The organism is Levilactobacillus andaensis, assembly GCF_016861695.1.
GTDB classification, from domain to species: Bacteria; Bacillota; Bacilli; order Lactobacillales; family Lactobacillaceae; genus Levilactobacillus; species Levilactobacillus andaensis.
This window is the reverse complement of the sequence record NZ_BOLP01000025.1, coordinates 1-20,977: the sequence shown is the minus strand read 5'-3', so window position 1 is coordinate 20,977 and position 20,977 is coordinate 1. Positions and strand designations below refer to the sequence as shown.

The following is a 20,977-nucleotide window of genomic DNA, read 5'->3' as shown; positions in this document are numbered from 1 at the left end:
CGTTTTGAGCACATTAGTGCTCAAGATTTAACGACGACGTTACTCCAAATTAACCAGCGACCGCTTAAAATACTCGATTGGCAAACACCGTATCAGGTTATGCTGACAAATTTGTCCAAAAATTCGGATTAAATTTGCAATCTACCTTATAAGTGTCATTCACACTATCTCTTGTAGGATCTCCTTATTAGACAAGCAAATTAAAATGTGGAATAATACTGTTGTAACAAATACATTATGGGAGGTTATATTATGAGTCTAGATGACAAAATTGATAGCACCAAAGATAAGGTAAGTGGAAAAGCTAAAGAAGTTGAAGGCAAGGTTACGAACGACAAGGCCCGCGAAGCTGAAGGTAAGGGTCAAGGTATTCTAGGTAAGGCTAAAGATAAACTGTCAGATTCCAAAGATGCTGTTAAAGATACGGTTGATAACGTAAAGGAAAAGTTAGATAAAGACGATAAATAAATTATCATTTTTAAGAAGACCAAAATCTGGTCTTCTTTTATTTTTTCACGCTTGTTACCCTGTTTTTTCTCCACACTGTAATACGCGGCTTATGTGGTCGCTGCGGCTTTTTACGTTACCACCGTCCATCTTTAAGCTGATGTTCTAAGTCACCCAAGCAACGTGTCTCTGTGCGACTGACAAGGCCAAATCTGCTATTTACCATCTGGCCCATGCCGGCCACCTCCAAATTTTGGGCAAAATAAAAACGCCACGCTATTTAGCACGACGTCTATTATCCTTACACCATCTTATCGAGCCGAGCACCCGCCTGTGCCCACTCCGGAAACTCATACCCGTATTTACTATGAATTAATCATGATATCGCCACCTCCTGACCATATGCAAAAAAAACAGTGATTAGCTGAACTTTTCGATAAATCTATTAAAAGTTTCCGTAGTCCCATTTGCAATTAGTACAACTAAAGCTTCATAGCTAATTTATCAAATTCTTGTATATCAATACCCGTTGCTCCAATTAAATCAAGAATAATCTCCTTTGCTAAGTCTTTACTATAGGAATTTAATTGTTCTGTGAAATCTGGCTCTTCACTTTCATACAGGCCATTGAGCAGTGGAATAATGTAACTATAGATATACACTATTAGTGGATATTCTTTTAATTCCACCAAAACGGTATCAGTTATCCCATCGCTAACCATTTTAGATTTTCTCGTATCAACAACAATTTGATTATGAACATCAACTTTAAAATATACCTTGTTACCACGCTCAGTTAACTCCATTCCGACACTTCTCAATGGAAACTGTCGGGCGATATGCATCTTTAAGACTGATAAATCAGTAATATTAGGTGAGCGACCAATTATCATATCTTGCAAATCATCTCGTTGAATTGTTCCCGAGAACGCATTCATTGCTGGCAATCCAATATCAGAATTAATTTGCCTGTTGTTTCGATCATATTTCCAAAACATCCAAGCAAAAAAGTTATCTTCAAGATAATCAGTACATTCAACATTGTCGTTGCCAATCAATTGAAGGATTTGGTCAACTCTAGTTTTGTCACTAGTGAATATAGCAACATATACTGCATCATCTACCTTTTACCAAGCAATTGATGAAATGCTAGCTAACGCTAGTCCTAGTGATAAATTGTCTAAACGCTTGCAAGCAATCTTTGCCCAAGCATCTATTTCTCGGCGTGATATGTTGGGTGCAATGATTGGCGCCGGTATGAATATTGCTCCTATGTCAATAAATGGCACATCTTTTTCTAAACACTCGTTCTAATTCTGTCGGAATTAAACCAACTGATGTAATTTGAGGTTCGGATTACCAAGTCCTCAAAATTGGAAAAAGTTGTTTGAAAGGCAAACTCTCTCTTCAACAATGAGTGAAAAGCTTCAATTGGCCCATTATCATAAGGATAACCTTGTTTTGAGTATGAGTGGCTAATCTGATGCCGTTCAAGTAAAGTTTCAACTTCGTTGCTGGTGTACTGTGAACCCATGTCAGAGTGAAAATATTGTGGCTTTTGATGACATTCAAGCGCCTGATTAATCGTTTCTACAACTAACGTCGCCTCCATCTGACGACCAATCTTGAAAGCAAGAACTTGATGAACCTTTGGTTCGTAAATAGAACTGAGATAAACCCAGGTTCCTGGACGTAATTCCAAATAAGTAATGTCAGCACGCCATATCCTTGCATTGGGCTGGTGCTTGATTAAATTGGGGCGTTGTGAATGATCCACATGAGTGCCAGGTTTTTTAAATCGCCGATTCATTAAAGAGTGAATCTCCATTTCCCTCATTAATCGTAAAATTCGTTTTGACCCAACACAGATGCCTGACTTGCGAAGCACCATCGTTATTCGTGGATAACCATAGGCACGATAATTATTTTCCCAAATCAATTCAATTTTTTCTTTGAGCTGATTATCAACACGTTCGTGTTGACTAGGTTGATATCTTTTCCAATGGTAATAGGTGCTGCGCGGTAATTTCAGTGCCGAAAGAATAATTGATAAGCGGTGTCGCAATAACTGATCTTCTATGAAGACAAGGCAATTAATTCGTCCTAATGCTTTCCCAGTAACACCGCCGCAGCTTTTAAAATTTCAAGTTCCTCCTTTAATCGCTGATTTTCCCTTTGAAGTTGTTTGAATTCTTTGGACGTTACTTCAGTACCGTCTTCTAGCTCAACTGATTTAGCGCCTTTAACCCAATTCCGAATTGAATCGGCTGAAGGACCGTATTCCTTGGATAATTCATCGGATCGTCGTCCCGCTTTAACCATCTCCACAATGGACTTTTTTAAGTCCTCTTCATAACGTGTAACCATAAATAAAAATGCTCCTATGATGATATTTTACCAAACTAGCAAAACTAGTCCGGAATCTCATCATAAGAGCATGTATACTTGTGTATAGTAAGTTTGCTGAACTGCAACAAATACAGGAGGAACAAATGTTTTTAGCAATTAGAGAGATTAAAAAAGAAAAACTACGGTACGGCTTGATTCTAACAGTCGTCGTCTTAATCAGTTATTTGATTTTCATTTTAAGTGCCCTGGCGCTCGGGCTGGCAACAGCTAACACCGCTGCGGTGGACAGCTGGCAGTCTAAGTCCTTTGTAATGACCAAAGACGCTAATGGCAATGCCGGACAGTCATTACTGACAACGAAACAGGTGGATCAGTTAAGCGACGACAAAACCGCAACACTTGGCATTACACCAGTTAATATGAAAATTGGCGGAAAACGTGAATCCGCACAATTCGTTGGGATGAATAACGACGAGTACATCGCTAAAAACCTACAATTAACCAAGGGGCACTTGCCAAAGGCAGCTAACGAAGTCGTCCTCGCTGACTCAGTTGATAAGGATATTTACGGTATGGGGGATAAAATTTCGATTGGGTTATCTGATACGAAATATAAAATCGTGGGTTATGCGAAAAATGCCACGTATAACACCGCACCTGTTATTTATGGCGCGTTAGCGCAATGGCGTGTCATTAAGGGCGTGTCAGATCAATTCCAAGGTAGCGTAGTTACTTCAAAAACGTCACAATCGGTCGATGATAAAGCATTAAAGACTTATTCATACCAAGCCTTTATCAATAAATTGCCAGGTTATACACCGCAAAAAGCGACGTTTGGTCTCATGATTGGCTTCCTGATTGTCATTTCATTGATTGTGATTACCATCTTCCTCTACATTCTAACGGTTCAAAAATTGCCTAACTTGGCAGTTTTGCGTGCACAAGGCATTCCAAATCGTTTCTTGGCCCAAAATACGTTATTTGAGACGTTCTTTATTATGGCAACTGGTATCGTCGTTGGTGCTGTACTATCGGCATTAACTGAATTTGGGATTCCAGATAGCGTACCAATGGCATTTGATTGGGGATTGATGGGACTCATTGCGGCCGGATTGATGGTAACCGGGTTACTGGGTGCAATCATTCCGATTCGTGTGATTAGTAAGATTGATCCGGTATCAGTAATTGGAGGTTAAAAAGATGCGTGAAGAAAAACTAGCCCTTGAACACGTGACGAAACAATTTGGTCAGAAAACTAATTTAGTTACGGCACTAGAAGACGTCAGTTTAGCGTTTAAAGCTGGTGAGGTGTCGCTTATCATTGGTCCTTCAGGATCTGGTAAAAGTACCTTGCTAACCATTTTAGGCGGGTTACAGACACCAACAGACGGCTCAGTTCGTTTGAATGGTCACGACATCAGTGATTTGAGTACCAAAGAAGCCGAAAAAACACGACTTGAACAAATCGGTTTCGTCTTACAGGCGTACAATCTCGTGCCATATTTAACCGTAGCAGACCAATTCAAACTTGTTGACCAGGTGAAGCCTAACAATAACCTCAGTCAAGATGGATTTGACAAAATTATTGAAACGCTAGGCATTCAAAAATTATTAAACAAATACCCTGGCGAATTGTCTGGCGGTCAACAACAGCGCGTTGCAATTGCCCGTGCGTTGTATACAGACCCGGCGATCATCCTAGCCGATGAACCTACGGCAGCATTAGATACGGCACGTGTCAAAGAAGTTGGCCAACTTTTTGCTAATATTGCGCATGACGAGGAAAAAGCAGTCGTCATCGTCACGCACGATGATCGTCTGCGAGAGTTTTCTGATAATGTCTACAAAATTGTCGACGGAAAACTATCTAATACGGACTGATTAACACACTTGCTCTTATGCTGATATTCCGGACTAGTTTTTCTCGTTTGGTAAAATATCATCATAAGAGCAATAGATTATTTAGTTATGTTTTTGTCGAGCTTGCATTTTTGCTAGTCCGCTTGTAGCAAGGGTTTCAGCCCAATATAATAACTAAAATTTATAAGGTTACTTTTCAAATGTGTTGATTATCCATTGCAGAGAAAAGAACACAATAAAAATGATAAGAATAGGAAGCAGTCTAGCCAGCCAAATATTGATGTTTGGATATTGTGACAGAGTATGATAGAGCCATTGGGCAATTATAAAAGCGCCCAATCCGCTGACGATTTATTTGATGTTTTTATACATGTTATTTCTCCAATATATTCATACTAATATAGTACCTATAATACCATTAAACAAAAAAACAGCCCCTATTATCTATCCACTAGATAACGGGGGCTGTTTTATAGGGGCGATTAAAAGGCACAAATAACCCCTCAAAAACGTTGTTAAAATAGCCCCCAATATCTACATTATAGATATTGGGGGCTATTTTAATTTATTTTTTTATAAGTGCCCCTAAACTATAGCTATTGATTCAAGATTTCATGGGAGCCAGTTGCAACCAATAACAAAATCAATTCATCATGATCTAGCTGATAAATAACAATCCAGTTGTCATAATTTTTACCATAGTTGCCATATCTGGCAGGGTGAAATTCACGATAGCCACGCCAATTTCCTTTTAATGCATGATCTTTAATCTGTTTCAAAACAAGTACATCTTGTTCAACAATTGCTTCTAAACAAGGCTTCAAGACAGTTATTGGGAAATGTTTTTTGACTAGTTTTTTTAATTCACGTTCAAAAGATTTGGTCTGTTTAATTTGCATCTAACTTATCGATCCAATCTTCAAAGTCAGTCAATGAACCAATGTTTTTGACCTGCCCTGTTTCTGCTTCTTTTTTAGCGGCTAAGGCTTCCGGAGAATCTAAAAAGCTGACTAATCGAACTTCATTATTGGCCGCTTTAACTAACGATAAGCGTATATACTCAGAAACGGTTAGCCCTTGTTTTGCTAGATTAGCTTTAGCCCGTTCACTAATGTCAGGTGTTACACGAGTTGAAATTGTCTTGTTTTTAATAATAGTATTACTCATTCTAATCCGCCTCCTTTAAGTTTACCATCGTACTACATTATAATATTCGATTTTTAGGTTTTCTGCAACTAAATTAATTTTAAAGTAAAGGAACTAACAGCTTATGCAACAAGTTGTCTTACCCATCAAAGATTCAAACGTTCTTAGAAGCTGTCTCAGGAATCAGCTTACATCCAGTTGGATTGAAGTCAATATTTGAGACAGATTTTAAGAGACATTCAGAACCGCGTTTACCTTCCACAGCTCAAATAAATCATTAATCGCGATTAATAACTTATTTGAACCCTGGAAAGCATTAAATCAGGCGGCCATTTGGCTCGTAAGTGTTGCAATTTCAACTTGTAAGGGGGTCTGGTAGCCCAGTGAACTATGAATTCTCTTCCTATTGTAGAAAGCATGCACATATTCAAAAAGGACGGCAGCGGCAGTTTCATAATCTTCAAAGACCGGCACTGGATAAACACATTCCTTTTTGAGGGAAGCGTGAAAGGATTCCATTGGCGCATTATCATACGGACAACCCTTACGGCTGTATGAGTGGCGGATATGTAGCTCAGTTAAACGTTGATTGTAATCATCGCTGGTATACTGTGATCCTAAATCCGTATGGATAATCAGGTCCCCAGTAATGGTTCGATTTTTAACCGCGCTTTCAAGGGTCTTTAAGACTAAATCAGTAGCCATCTTTTTTGAGAACGAATAGCCGATAATCCGTCGTGAGTGCAGGTCCATGATGGTTGATAAGTAACACCAGCCATTACGCTTCGTTTGAATATAGGTCATATCAGCGGTCCATTTTTGATTTAAACCAGTGGTCGAGAAATCCTGCTTAAGCAAGTTGGGACGCTGTTCAACCTTGGTTTTGGAAGCCGAAGCCGCTTTCCACTTATTGACGGTAACGGAGTGGATATCCAGTTCCTTCATGAGCCGGGAAATCCGTCGTGGACTGCACCGAAGCTGTAGTGGTTGAAGTTCCAGATTCAATTCATGGTGGATCTTCATAACACCGTATCGCTGCTTAAATTCCGCAAAGATCCGCAGAATCCGTTGTTTCAAGTCCGCATCTTCGGCCCGGCGTTTTGAAGGCTTTGGGGATCGATAACGATAATACTGGGCTCTGGAAACACCGAGGATTCGGCACATCTTGGTTACCTGGTGGTGATGGCTTTCTTGGTGAATGTAATCAAAGATATTGGTTACTTCTGCGCAAGGAAGCCCAGGGCTTTTTTTAGGATTTCGTTCTCCTCAGACAGCGAAGCCAGTCGCTTTTCCATCGCTTTGATTTCGTCTGGCGATTTACCGGATTGAGTTTTGGCCTGGCCCTGGATCCACTTATGAACTGTTGAATAGCCAATGCCATATTCTCTGGCCAGTTGGGCAGCTGATTCGCCTTGCTTATATAGGTTGATAATGTTTTGTTTGAATTCTTTGTCGTAACGAGTTGGCATGTAAAAATTCCTTCCTTTTGAGAGACGATTTATTCATTATACGCTCTCTTAAAAGTTGTCTCAGGAATCAGCTTACATCCAAATTTTAGAGTATGATAAAGTTGATTAACAATTTCGATAAAGGCGATGATGGGATGAAAAGCACGACGAAATGGGTAACACGGTGGCCCGAACGAATTAGTTACGGCTTAAGTGACGCCGCCGATAATTTAGTCTTTCAAATGATGACGACCTATTTGCTATTCTTTTACACTGATGTTTATGGACTGACACCAAGCGCGGTGGCCATTTTATTTGTCGTGGCGCGGGTAGCTGACGTTGTTGAAAGTTTTGTCATCGGGATCATGATTGATCACACACATTCACGGTTTGGCAAGAGCCGACCGTTCTTCCTCTGGTATTCGTTACCTTACGTTATTTTTGCGGTTCTCACCTTTGTGACGCCTAACTTTTCGTATAATGGTAAATTAATCTGGGCATATGTGACGTATTTAGGCCTTGGATTTCTGTATACGGCTGTTAATCTGCCAATCACGTCAATCTTACCAACGATGTCGCAGAATACTCGTGAGTTGACGTTGTTGGGTGTCATTCGTCAATTCTTTGGCAGTTCGGTTCAAATTGTGGTGGCGGTATTCACATTACCCTTGGTTGCGTTCTTCGGCCACGGTAATCAGCAAAAAGGGTTCTTGGGCACAATCATCGTGTTTAGCCTGATTTCATTTCTTTTGATTATCAACACGTTTGTCCATGTTCGCGAACGGTTCGCGAATCCTGAAATTGCCCATCAACCGTTAACAACTGTCCTAAAAATGTTGAAACATAATCAGCCATGGATCGTTATGTCAATCGTGATTATCATGTACTGGCTGGTGACGGCAATTAAGAATCAGACAACCATTTACTATTTTAAATATACGGTGGGAAACGAAAACCTGGTACCACTAGCTAACAGTTTTACCCTGGCAGCGTTAATCGGGGTATTGCTGATCATTCGAATTACCGAGGTTCGCAGTAAGAAGCAAACGATGCTTCGCGGTATTTTAATAGCGCTGGTTGGTCAAGCCGTGATTGCGATTGGGGTTTATACCAAAATACTGTGGTTCTTGTTTGGCGGTGTCTTGATTAACTCGATTGGCAATGGGATCATTATCGGCCTCGTCTCAATCATGATTGCTGACACAATCCGTTATGGTGCCAGCATGGGGATCCAAGCCGAGGGAATTCTGGCTTCAACGGATGACTTTGGCGTTAACGTCGGCCTTGGTGTTGGCGGCTTGATTACAGCTGGTTTGTTTCACTTTTCGGGTTACGTTGCCAATCGAACCCAGAATGCCGCAACTCTCACCATGATTAATTTGAATTATGTTTGGATTCCGTTGGTTATTTATGTGGGGATGTATTTTGTATTGCGGCTTTATGATGAGGGGCGGATTGAACGAGCAATAGAAGCAAGAAAATAAGTCCGAATTATATTCTAAATAATAGTTTTTGATTTGCTAACTAACACCGGTGCTGTGTGATATTATTACCTTTTTGCGCCAACGGTTATTGCAATTGGCCAAATAATCTTGCAACCTCACTTTTGAAATGCAATAGATTGTGAGTCGTTCCAGTTAGCACTATACTGAAACTGAGTCTAAATCTAAAAGGAGTGGTTTGCATGGCTGAAAAGTATACAGCAGAAATCGTGCCATTGAACGCTGAGAAGATTGGCACCGCGCCGCACGGTGCCGCGACGTTCACGATTGATGGTGCGCAAATGAAGATTCATATCGATATGTTTGATACACCTGCTAATGTGCAGCATTGGGAACATTTCCACGGATTCCCGGATGGTAAGCCAGCAGAAATCGCCACAGCGGCACAAGATGCTAATGGTGACGGTTTCGTTGATCTGCCAGAAACAGAACCGGTTTCCGGTACAACGATGGTGCCATTTGACGCTGAACCGGCCAAGATGCATGTGCCAAATGACAGTTACCCAGTGGCTGATGCAGAAGGTCACTATGCTTATGACAAACTCGTTGATCTGAAGGAATTGCAGACAGCGTTTAATGCCGCTTTTGGCAGTGACGATTTGCAGCTTGATAAAAGGGTCATTTATATTCATGGTGTGCCGGATACCTTGAAGCTACCGGCTACTGTTCAAGGAACTGTCATGAACTACGATGCCCACGTTACTTTACCAATTGCAGTTGGGAAAATCATCAAAGCTTAAACTAATTAGTTGAATAAATAACCTATAAGTAGTCTTGAAACTTACTGGCAATACGCCTGCTGTTTCAAGGCTACTTTTGGGTTTGAAGACCTTATTTACCTATAAATAGAGCTTTTTACATTATATGTACAGATTAATACGGCTCTGGTGCAAAGTTTGCTTGGCAACTTCATTCTAGTATACTGAGTGACAAGAAACGAGGGATTGTGCGCATGAATTACTTTAAAGGACGCCACTTTCAACAGGATATCATTATAGTAGCCGTTGGCTACTATTTTAGGTTCAGTCTCAGCTACCGTGATATCGTTGAATTGCTACGTGATCGCGGGGTTAGTGTGCAGCACACCACGGTCATGCGTTGGGTTCATCATTATGGTCCCATCTTTAAGGCTTTATGGCGCCAACATCAAACCTCCCATACCAAAAGTTGGAGGATAGACGAGACTTACATTAACGTCAAAGGTCATTGGACTTATCTGTATCGTGCAATTGATAGCAACGGTCTGACACTCGACTTCGAACTGCGAAAGCATCGTGATTATGCGGCAGCCTATCACTTTTTGAAACGGCTTTTGACGACCAATGGTCGTCCTGATCGCTTAGTCACCGATCAATATCGAGCAACACTTAAGGCAGTGAAGCACCTGATGAAACAAGACTACTTGAGCAAATCAGCACACCAATGTTCCAAGTATCGAAACAATTTAATCGAACAAGATCATCGATTCATTAAACGACACCGGGTGCGGTCAGCAAGTTTCCAAAGCATCCGAACCGCTAGTGCAACACTCAGCGGCATTGAAGTCATCCATGCATTACGCAAGAAAACCCGACGAGAGCTAAGCCTCATCGGGTTTTCAGCCGTGGACGAATTAAAAGCGATGGTGCCAGCATAACCTACAACACCCTATCAACAACTAGGTAAAAGGCACACTCTCAGACTATTTGCACCAGAGCCCTAAGCGGGCCTTTGCTGATTTGATTGCACTAGCTACCGAGACGATCGTCGATGCGACCAGCCTAACCGTCGTCACCAGTGACCCACTCAGTGTCGACCGCCAACAGCGACTCACCCATTTTGAAGCCCGGCCTTTACTCGCGCCGGTAGATTTGTCCAACACCACGTCAATTCCGGTTACAACCATTCAGGCAACGACCCAGGCTAAACTTGCCGAGCTCCCACGAACAACTCAGCGGCTCGTCAACCCAGATCTTTACCCGGTCTACATGACGACCACACTCAGCCAGTTGCAAACTAGTTTGTTGAATAAAATGACGATACTAGCAGATTAACAAACGAACACGCGTAGCAACGACCAAAGCCACTTCTGTACTTAGCGTTCAAATGACCGCTAAGTACAGAAGTGGCTTTAGTTTATATCAAGTAACAGTTAGCTCACTGACCAGTAATTTGATCATGTTCACCCGGGGTCAATATTTTGGTCATCACCGTAATCAAATACGCTTGTTCGCGCTCAATTTCAGTTCCCGGCAATTCCAGTATTAACCGCGCTAGGTAACCGAATAGCTGCGATAACAAACTTTGCAGTATCAAATCATTCGGCCAATCCACAATCAAATGATCTGCTTTTAGTTGATTGATGACACTTCCCATCTGCTTGACCATCTTAGGCGCAATCTGGCTAAGAATCTGTTCGCGTCGTTCGGTGTCAAAAGCTGCCACTTCAAAAATGACCTTTAACTCTTTCACGTTAGCTTTAGCAAATGCAACTCGGTCCGTAAAAATTGCTGTGACGAATGCCTGTAGACTGGGATAACGCTGCCGTAATTTATCCTCTGAAAAATCACTCGCTAAGATTGGCACAATGTGCGCGGTAATTGGTGCTAAGATGGCATCCCGTAAGGCAGCCTTAGTCTTATACCGCCGATAGACCGTCCCCTCCGCAACGCCGGCCCGTTGTGCAATATCACTAGTACTGGTCTGGTCAAAACCCTTTTCAGCAAACAAATCGAGACTTGCCTGGAGGATGGCCCGTTGCTTAGGTGTAATCGTTTCATTCTGACCTAGATCCTGTTGAAAATAATCCCGTATCCGTGGTCGTTCCATATCCTCACACCTTCCGATAACGTTTCATTCCAACAATATTCAACATTGTTAGTACGACCATAAACCCTACTAATATTAACAAATTGACACCAATATCGCCAAGCCCAGCACCCTTTGTCACAACAGCCGTCATCGCATTAGCACCATAGTATAACGGCATGATGTGGGCAATTGCTTGCAACCAACTGGCCATGCCATCGACTGGAACCAACCCAGCAAAAAAGATTTGTGGTACAACAATCAGTGGAATAAACTGAATCATTTGAAATTCTGAGTTAGCAAAGGTGGAAATAAAGATACCCAAGGTCAAAGCCACTAACGCTAATAATAAGTTAGTCAGAAAGACCAGCCAAATACTACCAACTAAGTGAATCTTGAAGACCGTAATTGTAAAAACAACGGTCAGGACAGTCTGAATGATGGCAAAGCCCCCATAACCAATTAGATAGCCCATAATAATTTCACTCCGTCGAATTGGGGTTGCAAGTAGCCGGCTTAGGGTTCCAGTAGTGCGTTCATTCAAAAGTGAAACGCCAGAAATCAAGAACACAAAGAAGAAGACAAAGAAACCGAGAAAGGCTGGAAAAAAGTTTTCAAAGAACGTTGAATCACTACTACTATAAATATAATGAGACTTAGTCGTATAACTGGTTGCTTTAGCTGACTGAGTCGAACTAGACGTCGTGGCTGTGGCCTGCTTGAGTTGCTTTTGTAATTTCTCAGCAGTTGCCTGGTCACCGCGGGCCTGGGCTTGTGCAATGGCAGTCTTCAGCTTGGTCACCGTTGCTTGTGTCTGGGCTGCTGTCAGCTTCTTCAAAGCGGCTTGTTGCGATTCAAGGGCCGCGCGCTGTTTCTTAGTAACGGTCACCAGCGTCTTCATTTTCAACTTGACTAATCCTGATTGTAAACTCGCCTTAATTAAAGACGTGTTGGTTGGATTGCTATTTGAATAAGTAATCGTCAATTGACCATTTTTCTGAGTCAAATAGCCATCTAGATCATGCTGCTTAATCATTTTCCGTGCCTGTGAACTATCATAATGATGAATCGTCACGTTTTTGGTATCGATCACGTTAACCACGGATTGGTCTACATGATGAACACCCAAGCTTGCTACTTGCGTCGTGTTGTTTTGAAATAAGAAATACATCAGCGTCATAATCAGCAATGGTGCCAAAAACATCAGCGCCAAGGTACGCTTATCACGTAACATTTGCTTAAAAACTCGTCTAACGATTGCCATCGTTCGCATCTTGCATCCGCCCCGCTTTCAAAAAGACCTGTTCGATCGTATCTACTGCATACTGTTGTTTCAGTGCCGCGGGTGTCCCCTCAGCAAGCGCAATCCCGTGCCGAATCAACATGAGATAATCACACCGTTCTGCTTCGTCCATGACATGCGTTGTCACGAGCATCGACTTACCGGTATCCTTGATCTTATTTAGTTCGGTCCAAATTTGTTGCCGTAATTCTGGATCAATCCCAACGGTCGGTTCATCTAAAATCAATAATTGGGGATCCTGAATCAGGGCAATTGCCAACGACAAGCGCCGTTTCATCCCACCCGAATAGCCACTGACCCGCTTGTCTAATTGGGACGTTAAATCAACTAATCCGGCTGCATAATCAATCATCTGTGCTAACTTTATTTTTGGAACGCTCATCAATTGCCCAAACAAGGTCAGGTTTTCACGGGCCGTTAGTGTCTCATACAAAGCGTCACTTTGGGCCATATACCCTACTTGTGCCATTACCGCCCTATTGGGCATCACCGTATCCATGACTTTAACAGTGCCACTATCCACAGCTTCCATCCCTAAAATACTCTTGATCAAGGTGGTCTTCCCAGCTCCTGATGGCCCAATCAAGCCATAAATCATTCCAGCCGGCAGTGTCAAATCAATCTGATTGAGCACTTGCTGATGACCAAAGTGCTTGCTGACCTGCTTGGCGATGACATAATCCGTTGCCATTTTAATAACCCTCTTTCTCAAAGCGAGTGTATACTCACTCACTTAATGGCCTTAGTATAATCAGTACATCTCGGTTTGTCAACATTAAAATGAGTTATCACTCACTTATTTTGTTTCCGGCCTATTTGTCACCGCATTGCAAACAAAAATGCGCCACCCCGTTGTTGGGATGTCGCATTTTAATTAAATAGCAGCACTGATATAAGCGTTAGCAATGTTTAAGCCTACCGATTTTTTAATATTATTTTATTCATCAATTTCCGGCGCCGACCCAAGCTCTGCCTGAATCATCCAGATTTTCTTCTCAATTGCGGTTTTGAGACCAATGAAAATATCTTGGGTACTGAAGTCTTTTTCAACATCGGATACTTCAATGCCGTGTTGGTAAAGGTCTTCCAAGTAACGATAGCCATCAACTAAGTGTGCGAGGCGTTCTGGGGTTGTTTTGTCCCATTCACCAGGCCAGTCTTGAATCTTAGTGTTTTCGGCCATTTCTTTTAAGGTCGAGTAAGGACTGCCATCAAGCGCAATCAGCCGTTCAGAAATGACATCGAGTTGGCTGTCAATTTCTTCCATGAACTCATCCATCAAGGGGTGCAACTTCAAAAAGTTGGGTCCACGCATGTACCAATGCGTCTGATGGATAATCATTGACATCTGGCTCAAATCGGCAACGAGTTGATTTAATACTGCTTTGGTTTTCGTATATTTCATTAGATTGATCTCCTTTCGATATGGTCATTATAACATAGTGGTAGCTTAATCTGAAACGTTATAGACTGGCAAATTAAGTTATTTATAGCCCGTAGAATTAAGTCGTTTTGAAAAGATGGAGACGTTATATGGTAGATTGTAAAATTAAATAAATCTACAATTGAATTTTATTTACCTTATGAAGATGTTCAAAACTGCACTAGGCCCTGTCAAGTTGACAAATGAAATAATATAAAGTTTTTGGTCACTTAGATGGCTTCATTCCAGTATTCATCCGGGGTGAGGCCATTTCTTTGTGCTGAGCGATTGTCATGATTAAAATATTCGATTCCTGATTCAACGAGCGTTATTAACTCTTGATAGGTCTTTGCTCGCGGATGACGCGCCATCCAGCGAAGTTTAAATTCATTCCACCAGCGCTCCATCGGGGCGTTATCATATGGTGTTCCTGGACGCGACATACTGCGGGTGATCTCAAATTGATTGATGAAATGATTGAACGCTCTTGAGGTATACGCCGAACCACGATCGGTGTGAATAAGTGATGGGACCTTACCAACTGCAGTAAAGGCACGCTGAAAAACCTGGATCTCAGCGGCACTCGTTTCTGTGGCGCTGAGATTGTATGCCAAGAGTCGGCGACCATATAAATCCAAGACACCACTTAAGCGGACTTTGTACTCACCACTAAGCCCATAAGTTAGTTCAGTTGAATCAGATAACCAAACTTTATTGGGCGCTGTCACTTGAAAGTTTTGCTTTAAAACATTGTCGAGTAAATATTGTTCAGCTTGTTTGGCCCGTTTATGCTTCTTTGGCCGTACTTGACAGCGAATATCAAGTTCACGCATGACCCGGCGAACTTGCTTCAAAGTTACCGGAAAATCAATTAGTTTATCCGCTTGTAAGTTAGTCAGAAGATTTCCAGCACCGATACCTTGGTGGTGAAAATCAAACCAATATTGGGTGCGTGTTTTGAGTTGTTTATTGTGCTTTTCCCATGTTGTTTCCTGTCGTCTAAGCCCTTTATGATAAGCTTGTCGGCTGACGCCGATAACGGTTAAAAGTTTCGTTACGGCACCATGATTACCTTGGCTGACTACCTTGATAGCGTGGTAAGCCAGCCGATGTGGTTTGTTCACCCCCTGCGCTGAAGTTCCTGAAATTTTTTTATGAAGGCCTCGTAGAGTTCCTTATCTGCCAGTTGTGCTTTTAGTTCTCGGATCTGGAGATTAGCCTTATCTAGTTCGGTTAATTCATGATTGGCTTTTCGATGCCCACGGTTATCTACGAGCGCTTCATAGCCGCCACTTTTAGTCTTGATCACCCAAGTACGGACCTGTTGGTAGGAGACTTGAAAGTGATCCGCGGCTTCGGTATACGAGTGTTTAGCTTTAGTCACATATTCAACGATCCTGATGCGTTCTTCAAAAGTTGTTTGCCGACTCATGGTAGGGACCCGCTTTCTAGACGGTCTGGCCGTCAAGGTTTTATCCCTATTATACCTGGAAACCCAGTTGTCGAGTTGTGTTGATGAACGTAAACCAAATTTTGTGGCTAAATCCAGCAGTGACCCTTCACCGGCCAAAAAAGCCTGAACAGCTTTAAGTTTCAATTCGTTGGAATAATGATTATTTGTGTGCGCTTCCGTGAGCCCTGCCAACCCATCACGTTCAAGGCGCGACTGCCAACGCATGAGCGTTTCTCGATGGATACCATGTTGTCTGGTAAAAGTCCCAATTGATAAACCTGATTGCTTGAATTTAGCTAACAGCGCCAACTTTTCCTGAAGCGTGTGTCTAGCTCTAGGCATACAAAAATCCCCCTATGATTAGTCAGATGAATTATAGTATTTCATCTGACAACCATAAAGGGATTATCGCAATCATAGGCCCAATTCATAACCTTATTGGCATCATTTTTATACTTCTTGGATTGTTCTTTTAAATACATTGTATAGGGAATAAGTGGCGTCGCTTTAAAATCCTTTAAAACAAAGTCATAATTTGGTTCACTACCATAACCTGCATCCGCTACTACGTAACGGAACGTGGCCTTTCTTTGTTGGACTTGATTCAAAAATGGGACTAGCGTTCTTTGGTCAGCTGGCCGTTGATTCAAATCATAAAATAGGACAAATTGATTTTGAGTACCAATCTGTAAGTTATATCCTGGTTTTAATTGACCATTTTGCATTGGATCTTCCTTCATTCGCATAAAGGTTGCATCATGATCAGTCTTAGAAAAACTGTTTCGGTTTCCCAGAATTTCAAGATAATCTTCATATTTTTGCTTCCGAGGCTTTAAATCCGAAGTAATAATATGCTTAAAATGTTTTAGTTTTCTTCGTCGTTGCTTTGATGGCGAGCCACCTTTAATGACTTTTTCTGCACTAATTTTCTGATCGAGGTCATCAATATCATGTTCTAATTCACGTTCTGCATGATCTAACTTCGCCAAAGTGCCTTCGGCATCAGTTGCTAGATTAACCTTTTCTTGAATCATGTCATCAAATAAGGCGCTAGCTTTTTCCTCTAACTTGGCATCATTTCGTTCGACGCTTTTTCGCCAAACAAAGGAGTATTTATTGGCATCTGCGACAATCTTTGTGCCATCAATAAATAACGATTCGTCATCCACTAAACCATATCCACTTAATTGTTCATGAAATTGAAGAAACATTTTTTTGATAATCCCTTTTGCTACTTGTGAAATTCGAAAGCGATTAATGCTCCGATAACTTGGGACTTCGTCCGGATTACCAATTAACCACTTCATTGGTAGGTTTTCCTCTGCCATTTCTTGGATAGCACGGCCAGAAAACGTATGACGCATATAAGCAAATAATAGGAGTTTCATCATCATCGCTGGCGAATATTTTGGTCGCCCAAACTTGTCAGCATCCGGATACAGAATTTCAGTGGGAATACTATCTACAAAATCACTAATTGAAACGACAATATGATTGGGATTAATTTTAAATTCAATTGGAAATGTTAATATGGTTTGGTTATTGTTATAATGTTTATACACGGTGGGCACCAACTTTCTTATTTTGTGGTGATTTAAGATTAACAGATTTGGGCACACCGTGCCTACATAAAATGAAAGAACCAGGAATTCAAATTCGAATTCCTGGTTCTTTTATTTTAGATTAGGACTTTTGTCCCAGCCACGATTTAAATTTCAAAAATGTAAGCGCTTGATTTTGGTGTCGAAAGAGAATAGACTTTAACTACATTGTTAAAAATTAAATTGTGCACCACATTCTAGTAGGAGGCATTTTTATGATTACCAAACACACCAAAGCAACTACAATTTCTGCCGGCACTGCACTTCTCAAAGTGCTAGAAGCATGGCAAGTTGATCACTTATATGGGATTCCTGGTGGCTCCATTAATTCGGTTATGGATGCTCTTGAGGCCGAAAAAAGCCAGCTGCAGTACATCCAAGTTCGTCATGAGGAAGTCGGCGCGATGGCAGCTGCAGCCGATGCCAAACTTACAGGAAAAATCGGCGTTTGCTTTGGGTCAGCAGGCCCTGGCGGAACTCATTTATTAAATGGTTTGTACGATGCCCGAGAAGACCATGTTCCAGTATTAGCATTGATTGGTCAATTTGGAACCTCCGGTATGAATATGGATACTTTTCAGGAAATGAACGAGAATCCCATTTATGCCGACGTCGCCATTTATAATGTTACTGCGGTAAATGCCAACACACTTCCCCATGTAATTGACGAGGCAATTCGCCGGGCGTATGCGCACCAAGGCGTTGCAGTCGTTCAAATACCTGTTGATTTACCTTGGCAACTAATTAAGGCTGAAGATTGGTACTCCTCAGCCAATAGTTACCAAAAACCCCTTCTGCCTCAGCCCAACCCTGAAAAAATAAAACAAGTGGTTGACATACTTCAAACGGCCAAACGACCACTAATCTATTACGGAATTGGCACGCGGGATGCTGGAAAAGAACTACAAGCATTAAGTCAACAACTAAAGATTCCATTAATCAGCACCTATCCGGCCAAGGGCATTGTCCCCGACGATTACGTGGCTTACCTGGGATCAGCCAACAGAGTGGCGCAAAAACCAGCCAATGAGGCGCTAGCACAAGCTGATACAGTCTTATTTATCGGCAATAATTATCCTTTTGCTGAGGTCTCTAAAGCTTTTAAGAATACATCTAAATTCCTCCAAATCGATATTGATCCGGCAAAATTGGGTAAACGGCACAAAACAAACGTCGCTGTCCTCGCTGATGCCAAATTAGCATTAGCAGCTATTTTACAACAGATTAATGAACGTGATGCAACTTCTTGGTGGCAAGCAAACCTAGCCAACAATAAAAATTGGCGGCAATATCTGGCTAGTTTAGAGAACAAAACAGATGGACCCTTGCAAGCATACCAAGTATTAAAGGCAGTCAACCAGGTCGCTGACCCCGATGCAGTTTTTTCGATTGACGTTGGTGACATCAATCTAAACGCTAATCGTCATCTGAAGCTGACTCCGAAAAACCAACATATTACGTCAAACTTGTTTGCAACAATGGGCGTAGGAATTCCTGGCGCAATTGCAGCGAAGCTGAATTATCCTTCAAGGCAGGTTTTTAATCTAGCGGGTGATGGAGGAGCAGCCATGACGATGCAAGACCTAGCAACCCAGGTTCAGTACCGTTTGCCAATTATTAACGTTGTCTTTACCAACCATCAATATGGATTCATTAAAGATGAGCAGGAAGATACAAATAAAAATGACTTTATCGGGGTAGAGTTTAATGACATTGATTTTAGTAAAATCGCATCTGGCGTGCACATGAAAGCATTTCGAATTGATAGAATCGATCAACTAACTGACACCTTCAATCAGGCAAGAGATCTTGCCAAAACAGAACCGGTTTTAATTGATGCTGTCATTACCGGGGAGCGACCATTACCCGCTGAAAAGTTGCGGTTGGATTCGTCGGTTTATCCAATAAATGAAGTTCAAGCGTTCAAACAACGCTACGCTGCAGAAGACTTACACCCCCTCGCAACATATTTGGCTAAGTATGGACTAACTGATGCACAAAACGAAGTTGGACAAGGTGGCTTCTAGATTAATCGTTTTGGGGTGTAGTTTTCTGAGTATTCTAAACTGATTATTTACTGATTGGAGGTATTAATGTGACTAGAAAAGTTGTGATTGTTGGTGCTTCACATGGTGGTCACCAAGCAATTATTGAACTACTTAATAGATATGACGATATTGACATTACCTTGTTTGAATCTGGCGATTTTATTTCCTTTATGTCTTGCGGAATGGAACTTTACCTGGAAAATGACGTTACGTCTGTCCATGACGTCCGTAATTTTCGTCCAGCCAGCTTTCCACAAGCAAACGTGCACATTCTAGATAATCATTTGGTAACTAAAATTAATCAGAGTCGACAAACTGTCTCAGTAAAAAATCTTAAAAGTAATCAGGACACCGAAGTTAGCTATGATAAGCTGATTCTCAGTTCGGGGGTGACCCCCAATGCATTGGCCGTTCCCGGTGCGGATCTAGAGAATGTGTTCCTGATGCGGGGCTATGATTGGGCGACGAAAATCAAGGCTAAGCTAGCTGATGATAACATTAAAAATGTAACAATTGTCGGAGCCGGATACATTGGTATCGAGGCCGCTGAAGCTGCCGCCAAGGCAGGCAAACAGGTTACTTTATTAGACGTTATCAGCCGTCCTTTGGGTACCTATCTAGATGCCGAATTAACTGATATTTTAAGTAATGAACTGGCGACAAGAGGAGTTAAAGTTCACACAAATATCGAAATTTCGGAATTCTGTGGTCGCAACGGACAAGTGGAGTGGGTCAAGAGTAAGCAGGACAATTTTCCAAGCGACTTGGTTATTCAAGCTACCGGGGTTAAAGCCAATACCAACTGGCTAAGAGGAACTGTTGATCTTGATGAACGTGGCTGGATCAAAAATGACCCCTATTTGCGAACAAATTTGTCGAATGTTTACGCGCTCGGCGATGCGACCTTGGCCTACTCGGTGGCTGCCGATAAGAAAATGCCAATCGCCTTAGCAACAGTGGCCCGTCGTGAGGCGCGGTATATCGTTAAGCATTTGTTTGAAAAAATACCCACTACGCCCTTTTCTGGTGTCGTTGGCTCCTCTGCTTTGAGTGTTTTCAGTTACAACTTTGCTCAAAGTGGATTAAATAGTTTCACTGCGCATCGTGCGGGCATCAACGTTAACAGTTCCTATTATGAAGATAATCTGCGGCCGGCTTTTATACCAAAAGACAAGGGAAATACAAAAGCTTATACAAAGCTTTTCTTCCAACCTTTTGATCATCGCCTAGTCGGTGGAGCAGTGCTATCAAAGCATGACATCACAGCGCAGGGGAATGTGTTGGCTTTAGCCATTCAATACCGGCTAACCTTAGAGGACCTAGCTGAAGCAGATTTCTTTTTCCAACCTGGGTTTGATCGGCAATGGAGTTTATTGAATTTGGCTGCTCAACATGCGCTAGGTGAAAGTGAGTTTACTAATAAATAAAGCGGCTTCCCTTTTTTGATAGATAATACGATAAATATAAAAAAGACAGGTTAAAGGCAATGACTCAAGAAAATTATTGCTCTTAACCTGTCTTTTTAATAATTTAGGTAGATTGCAAATTTAATCCGAATTTTTGGACAAATTTGTCAGCATAACCTGATACGGTGTTTGCCAGTCGAGTAT

22 protein-coding genes and 1 pseudogene are annotated in these 20,977 nt (G+C 41.7%); 10 read left to right on the top strand and 13 right to left on the bottom strand.

Features of this window, described 5'->3' with window-relative positions; all coding sequences use genetic code 11:
• Both JUF10_RS13585 and JUF10_RS13580 read left to right on the top strand, forming a co-directional pair.
• A pseudogene (locus tag JUF10_RS13585) lies at nucleotides 1-132 on the top strand (IS30 family transposase); the annotation flags it as partial.
• 120 nt (nucleotides 133-252) lie between these two features.
• Complete coding sequence (locus JUF10_RS13580) at nucleotides 253-468, top strand: CsbD family protein (RefSeq protein ID WP_125702122.1); 216 nt, start codon at nucleotides 253-255, stop codon at nucleotides 466-468.
• 461 nt (nucleotides 469-929) lie between these two features.
• Here the strand turns inward: JUF10_RS13580 and JUF10_RS13575 are convergent, their stop codons facing one another.
• Nucleotides 930-1,505: a hypothetical protein gene (locus tag JUF10_RS13575; RefSeq protein WP_035457754.1), complete on the bottom strand. Its 576-nt coding sequence runs from the start codon at nucleotides 1,503-1,505 to the stop codon at nucleotides 930-932.
• Nucleotides 1,506-1,744: 239 nt separating this feature from the next.
• Nucleotides 1,745-2,814 (bottom strand): IS3 family transposase gene (locus JUF10_RS13570; RefSeq protein WP_112278733.1). Its coding sequence is split into 2 segments (ribosomal slippage): nucleotides 1,745-2,586 and nucleotides 2,586-2,814, totalling 1,071 coding nucleotides; the frame shifts between segments, so codons are not numbered across the junction.
• 125 nt (nucleotides 2,815-2,939) lie between these two features.
• Between JUF10_RS13570 and JUF10_RS13565 the strand changes: the two genes are divergently transcribed.
• Nucleotides 2,940-3,992, top strand: a complete 1,053-nt coding sequence (locus JUF10_RS13565; protein ID WP_046811107.1) for an ABC transporter permease — start codon at nucleotides 2,940-2,942, stop codon at nucleotides 3,990-3,992.
• Nucleotides 3,993-3,996: 4 nt separating this feature from the next.
• Nucleotides 3,997-4,677, top strand: a complete 681-nt coding sequence (locus JUF10_RS13560; protein WP_046811108.1) for an ABC transporter ATP-binding protein — start codon at nucleotides 3,997-3,999, stop codon at nucleotides 4,675-4,677.
• Nucleotides 4,678-5,252: 575 nt separating this feature from the next.
• On the opposite strand, the gene JUF10_RS13555 is transcribed toward JUF10_RS13560, so the two are convergent.
• The 4 genes from JUF10_RS13555 to JUF10_RS13540 all read right to left on the bottom strand — a co-directional run bounded on the left by JUF10_RS13555 (nucleotide 5,253) and on the right by JUF10_RS13540 (nucleotide 7,271).
• Complete coding sequence (locus tag JUF10_RS13555) at nucleotides 5,253-5,555, bottom strand: type II toxin-antitoxin system YafQ family toxin (RefSeq protein WP_005917927.1); 303 nt, start codon at nucleotides 5,553-5,555, stop codon at nucleotides 5,253-5,255.
• A complete protein-coding gene (locus tag JUF10_RS13550) occupies nucleotides 5,545-5,823 on the bottom strand; it encodes a plasmid mobilization protein (RefSeq protein WP_003625288.1) in 279 nt (92 codons plus the stop codon). Before JUF10_RS13550 ends, JUF10_RS13555 begins: the two co-directional genes overlap by 11 nt.
• 300 nt (nucleotides 5,824-6,123) lie before the next feature.
• Nucleotides 6,124-7,002 (bottom strand): IS3 family transposase, encoded by an 879-nt coding sequence (locus tag JUF10_RS13545; protein ID WP_260663732.1) that lies wholly within the window; start codon nucleotides 7,000-7,002, stop codon nucleotides 6,124-6,126.
• A gap of 17 nt (nucleotides 7,003-7,019) precedes the next feature.
• A complete protein-coding gene (locus JUF10_RS13540) occupies nucleotides 7,020-7,271 on the bottom strand; it encodes an IS3 family transposase (RefSeq protein WP_002816285.1) in 252 nt (83 codons plus the stop codon).
• A gap of 134 nt (nucleotides 7,272-7,405) precedes the next feature.
• Between JUF10_RS13540 and JUF10_RS13535 the strand changes: the two genes are divergently transcribed.
• The 4 genes from JUF10_RS13535 (at nucleotide 7,406) to JUF10_RS13520 (ending at nucleotide 10,785) form a co-directional block, all read left to right on the top strand.
• Nucleotides 7,406-8,734 carry a glycoside-pentoside-hexuronide (GPH):cation symporter gene (locus JUF10_RS13535; RefSeq protein ID WP_164505680.1) on the top strand — a complete coding sequence of 443 codons (1,329 nt, stop codon included), beginning with the start codon at nucleotides 7,406-7,408 and terminating at the stop codon, nucleotides 8,732-8,734.
• Between the two features lie 200 nt (nucleotides 8,735-8,934).
• Entirely contained in the window at nucleotides 8,935-9,492 is a 558-nt protein-coding gene (locus tag JUF10_RS13530; protein WP_002825826.1) for a hypothetical protein, read from the top strand.
• Nucleotides 9,493-9,704: 212 nt separating this feature from the next.
• The gene (locus JUF10_RS13525; RefSeq protein ID WP_002825828.1) at nucleotides 9,705-10,388 is read left to right on the top strand and encodes an IS6 family transposase; all 684 of its coding nucleotides are present in this window, start codon (nucleotides 9,705-9,707) and stop codon (nucleotides 10,386-10,388) included.
• A gap of 49 nt (nucleotides 10,389-10,437) precedes the next feature.
• Nucleotides 10,438-10,785: a hypothetical protein gene (locus tag JUF10_RS13520; protein ID WP_057707481.1), complete on the top strand. Its 348-nt coding sequence runs from the start codon at nucleotides 10,438-10,440 to the stop codon at nucleotides 10,783-10,785.
• 103 nt (nucleotides 10,786-10,888) lie between these two features.
• Here the strand turns inward: JUF10_RS13520 and JUF10_RS13515 are convergent, their stop codons facing one another.
• The 7 genes from JUF10_RS13515 to JUF10_RS13485 all read right to left on the bottom strand — a co-directional run bounded on the left by JUF10_RS13515 (nucleotide 10,889) and on the right by JUF10_RS13485 (nucleotide 17,280).
• Entirely contained in the window at nucleotides 10,889-11,560 is a 672-nt protein-coding gene (locus JUF10_RS13515) for a TetR/AcrR family transcriptional regulator (RefSeq protein WP_125547619.1), read from the bottom strand.
• 4 nt (nucleotides 11,561-11,564) lie between these two features.
• Complete coding sequence (locus tag JUF10_RS13510; protein ID WP_010620835.1) at nucleotides 11,565-12,812, bottom strand: ABC transporter permease; 1,248 nt, start codon at nucleotides 12,810-12,812, stop codon at nucleotides 11,565-11,567.
• Nucleotides 12,790-13,533 (bottom strand): ABC transporter ATP-binding protein, encoded by a 744-nt coding sequence (locus JUF10_RS13505; RefSeq protein ID WP_003587212.1) that lies wholly within the window; start codon nucleotides 13,531-13,533, stop codon nucleotides 12,790-12,792. The genes JUF10_RS13510 and JUF10_RS13505 overlap by 23 nt, the downstream gene beginning before the upstream one ends.
• A 246-nt stretch (nucleotides 13,534-13,779) precedes the next feature.
• Nucleotides 13,780-14,247 carry a Dps family protein gene (locus JUF10_RS13500; protein WP_003587210.1) on the bottom strand — a complete coding sequence of 156 codons (468 nt, stop codon included), beginning with the start codon at nucleotides 14,245-14,247 and terminating at the stop codon, nucleotides 13,780-13,782.
• A gap of 248 nt (nucleotides 14,248-14,495) precedes the next feature.
• On the bottom strand, nucleotides 14,496-15,389 hold the full coding sequence (locus JUF10_RS13495) for an IS3 family transposase (RefSeq protein ID WP_112234114.1): 894 nt from the start codon (nucleotides 15,387-15,389) through the stop codon (nucleotides 14,496-14,498).
• Entirely contained in the window at nucleotides 15,386-16,060 is a 675-nt protein-coding gene (locus JUF10_RS13490) for a helix-turn-helix domain-containing protein (RefSeq protein ID WP_125547621.1), read from the bottom strand. Before JUF10_RS13490 ends, JUF10_RS13495 begins: the two co-directional genes overlap by 4 nt.
• 41 nt (nucleotides 16,061-16,101) lie before the next feature.
• Nucleotides 16,102-17,280, bottom strand: coding sequence for a transposase (locus tag JUF10_RS13485; RefSeq protein ID WP_125547623.1), 1,179 nt, complete (start codon nucleotides 17,278-17,280; stop codon nucleotides 16,102-16,104).
• Between the two features lie 254 nt (nucleotides 17,281-17,534).
• On the opposite strand from JUF10_RS13485, the gene spxB reads away from it, so the two are divergent.
• Both spxB and JUF10_RS13475 read left to right on the top strand, forming a co-directional pair.
• Nucleotides 17,535-19,346: a pyruvate oxidase gene (spxB, locus tag JUF10_RS13480; protein WP_203643187.1), complete on the top strand. Its 1,812-nt coding sequence runs from the start codon at nucleotides 17,535-17,537 to the stop codon at nucleotides 19,344-19,346.
• Nucleotides 19,347-19,414: 68 nt separating this feature from the next.
• On the top strand, nucleotides 19,415-20,794 hold the full coding sequence (locus JUF10_RS13475; protein ID WP_203643179.1) for an FAD-dependent oxidoreductase: 1,380 nt from the start codon (nucleotides 19,415-19,417) through the stop codon (nucleotides 20,792-20,794).
• Nucleotides 20,795-20,977: the final 183 nt, after the last annotated feature.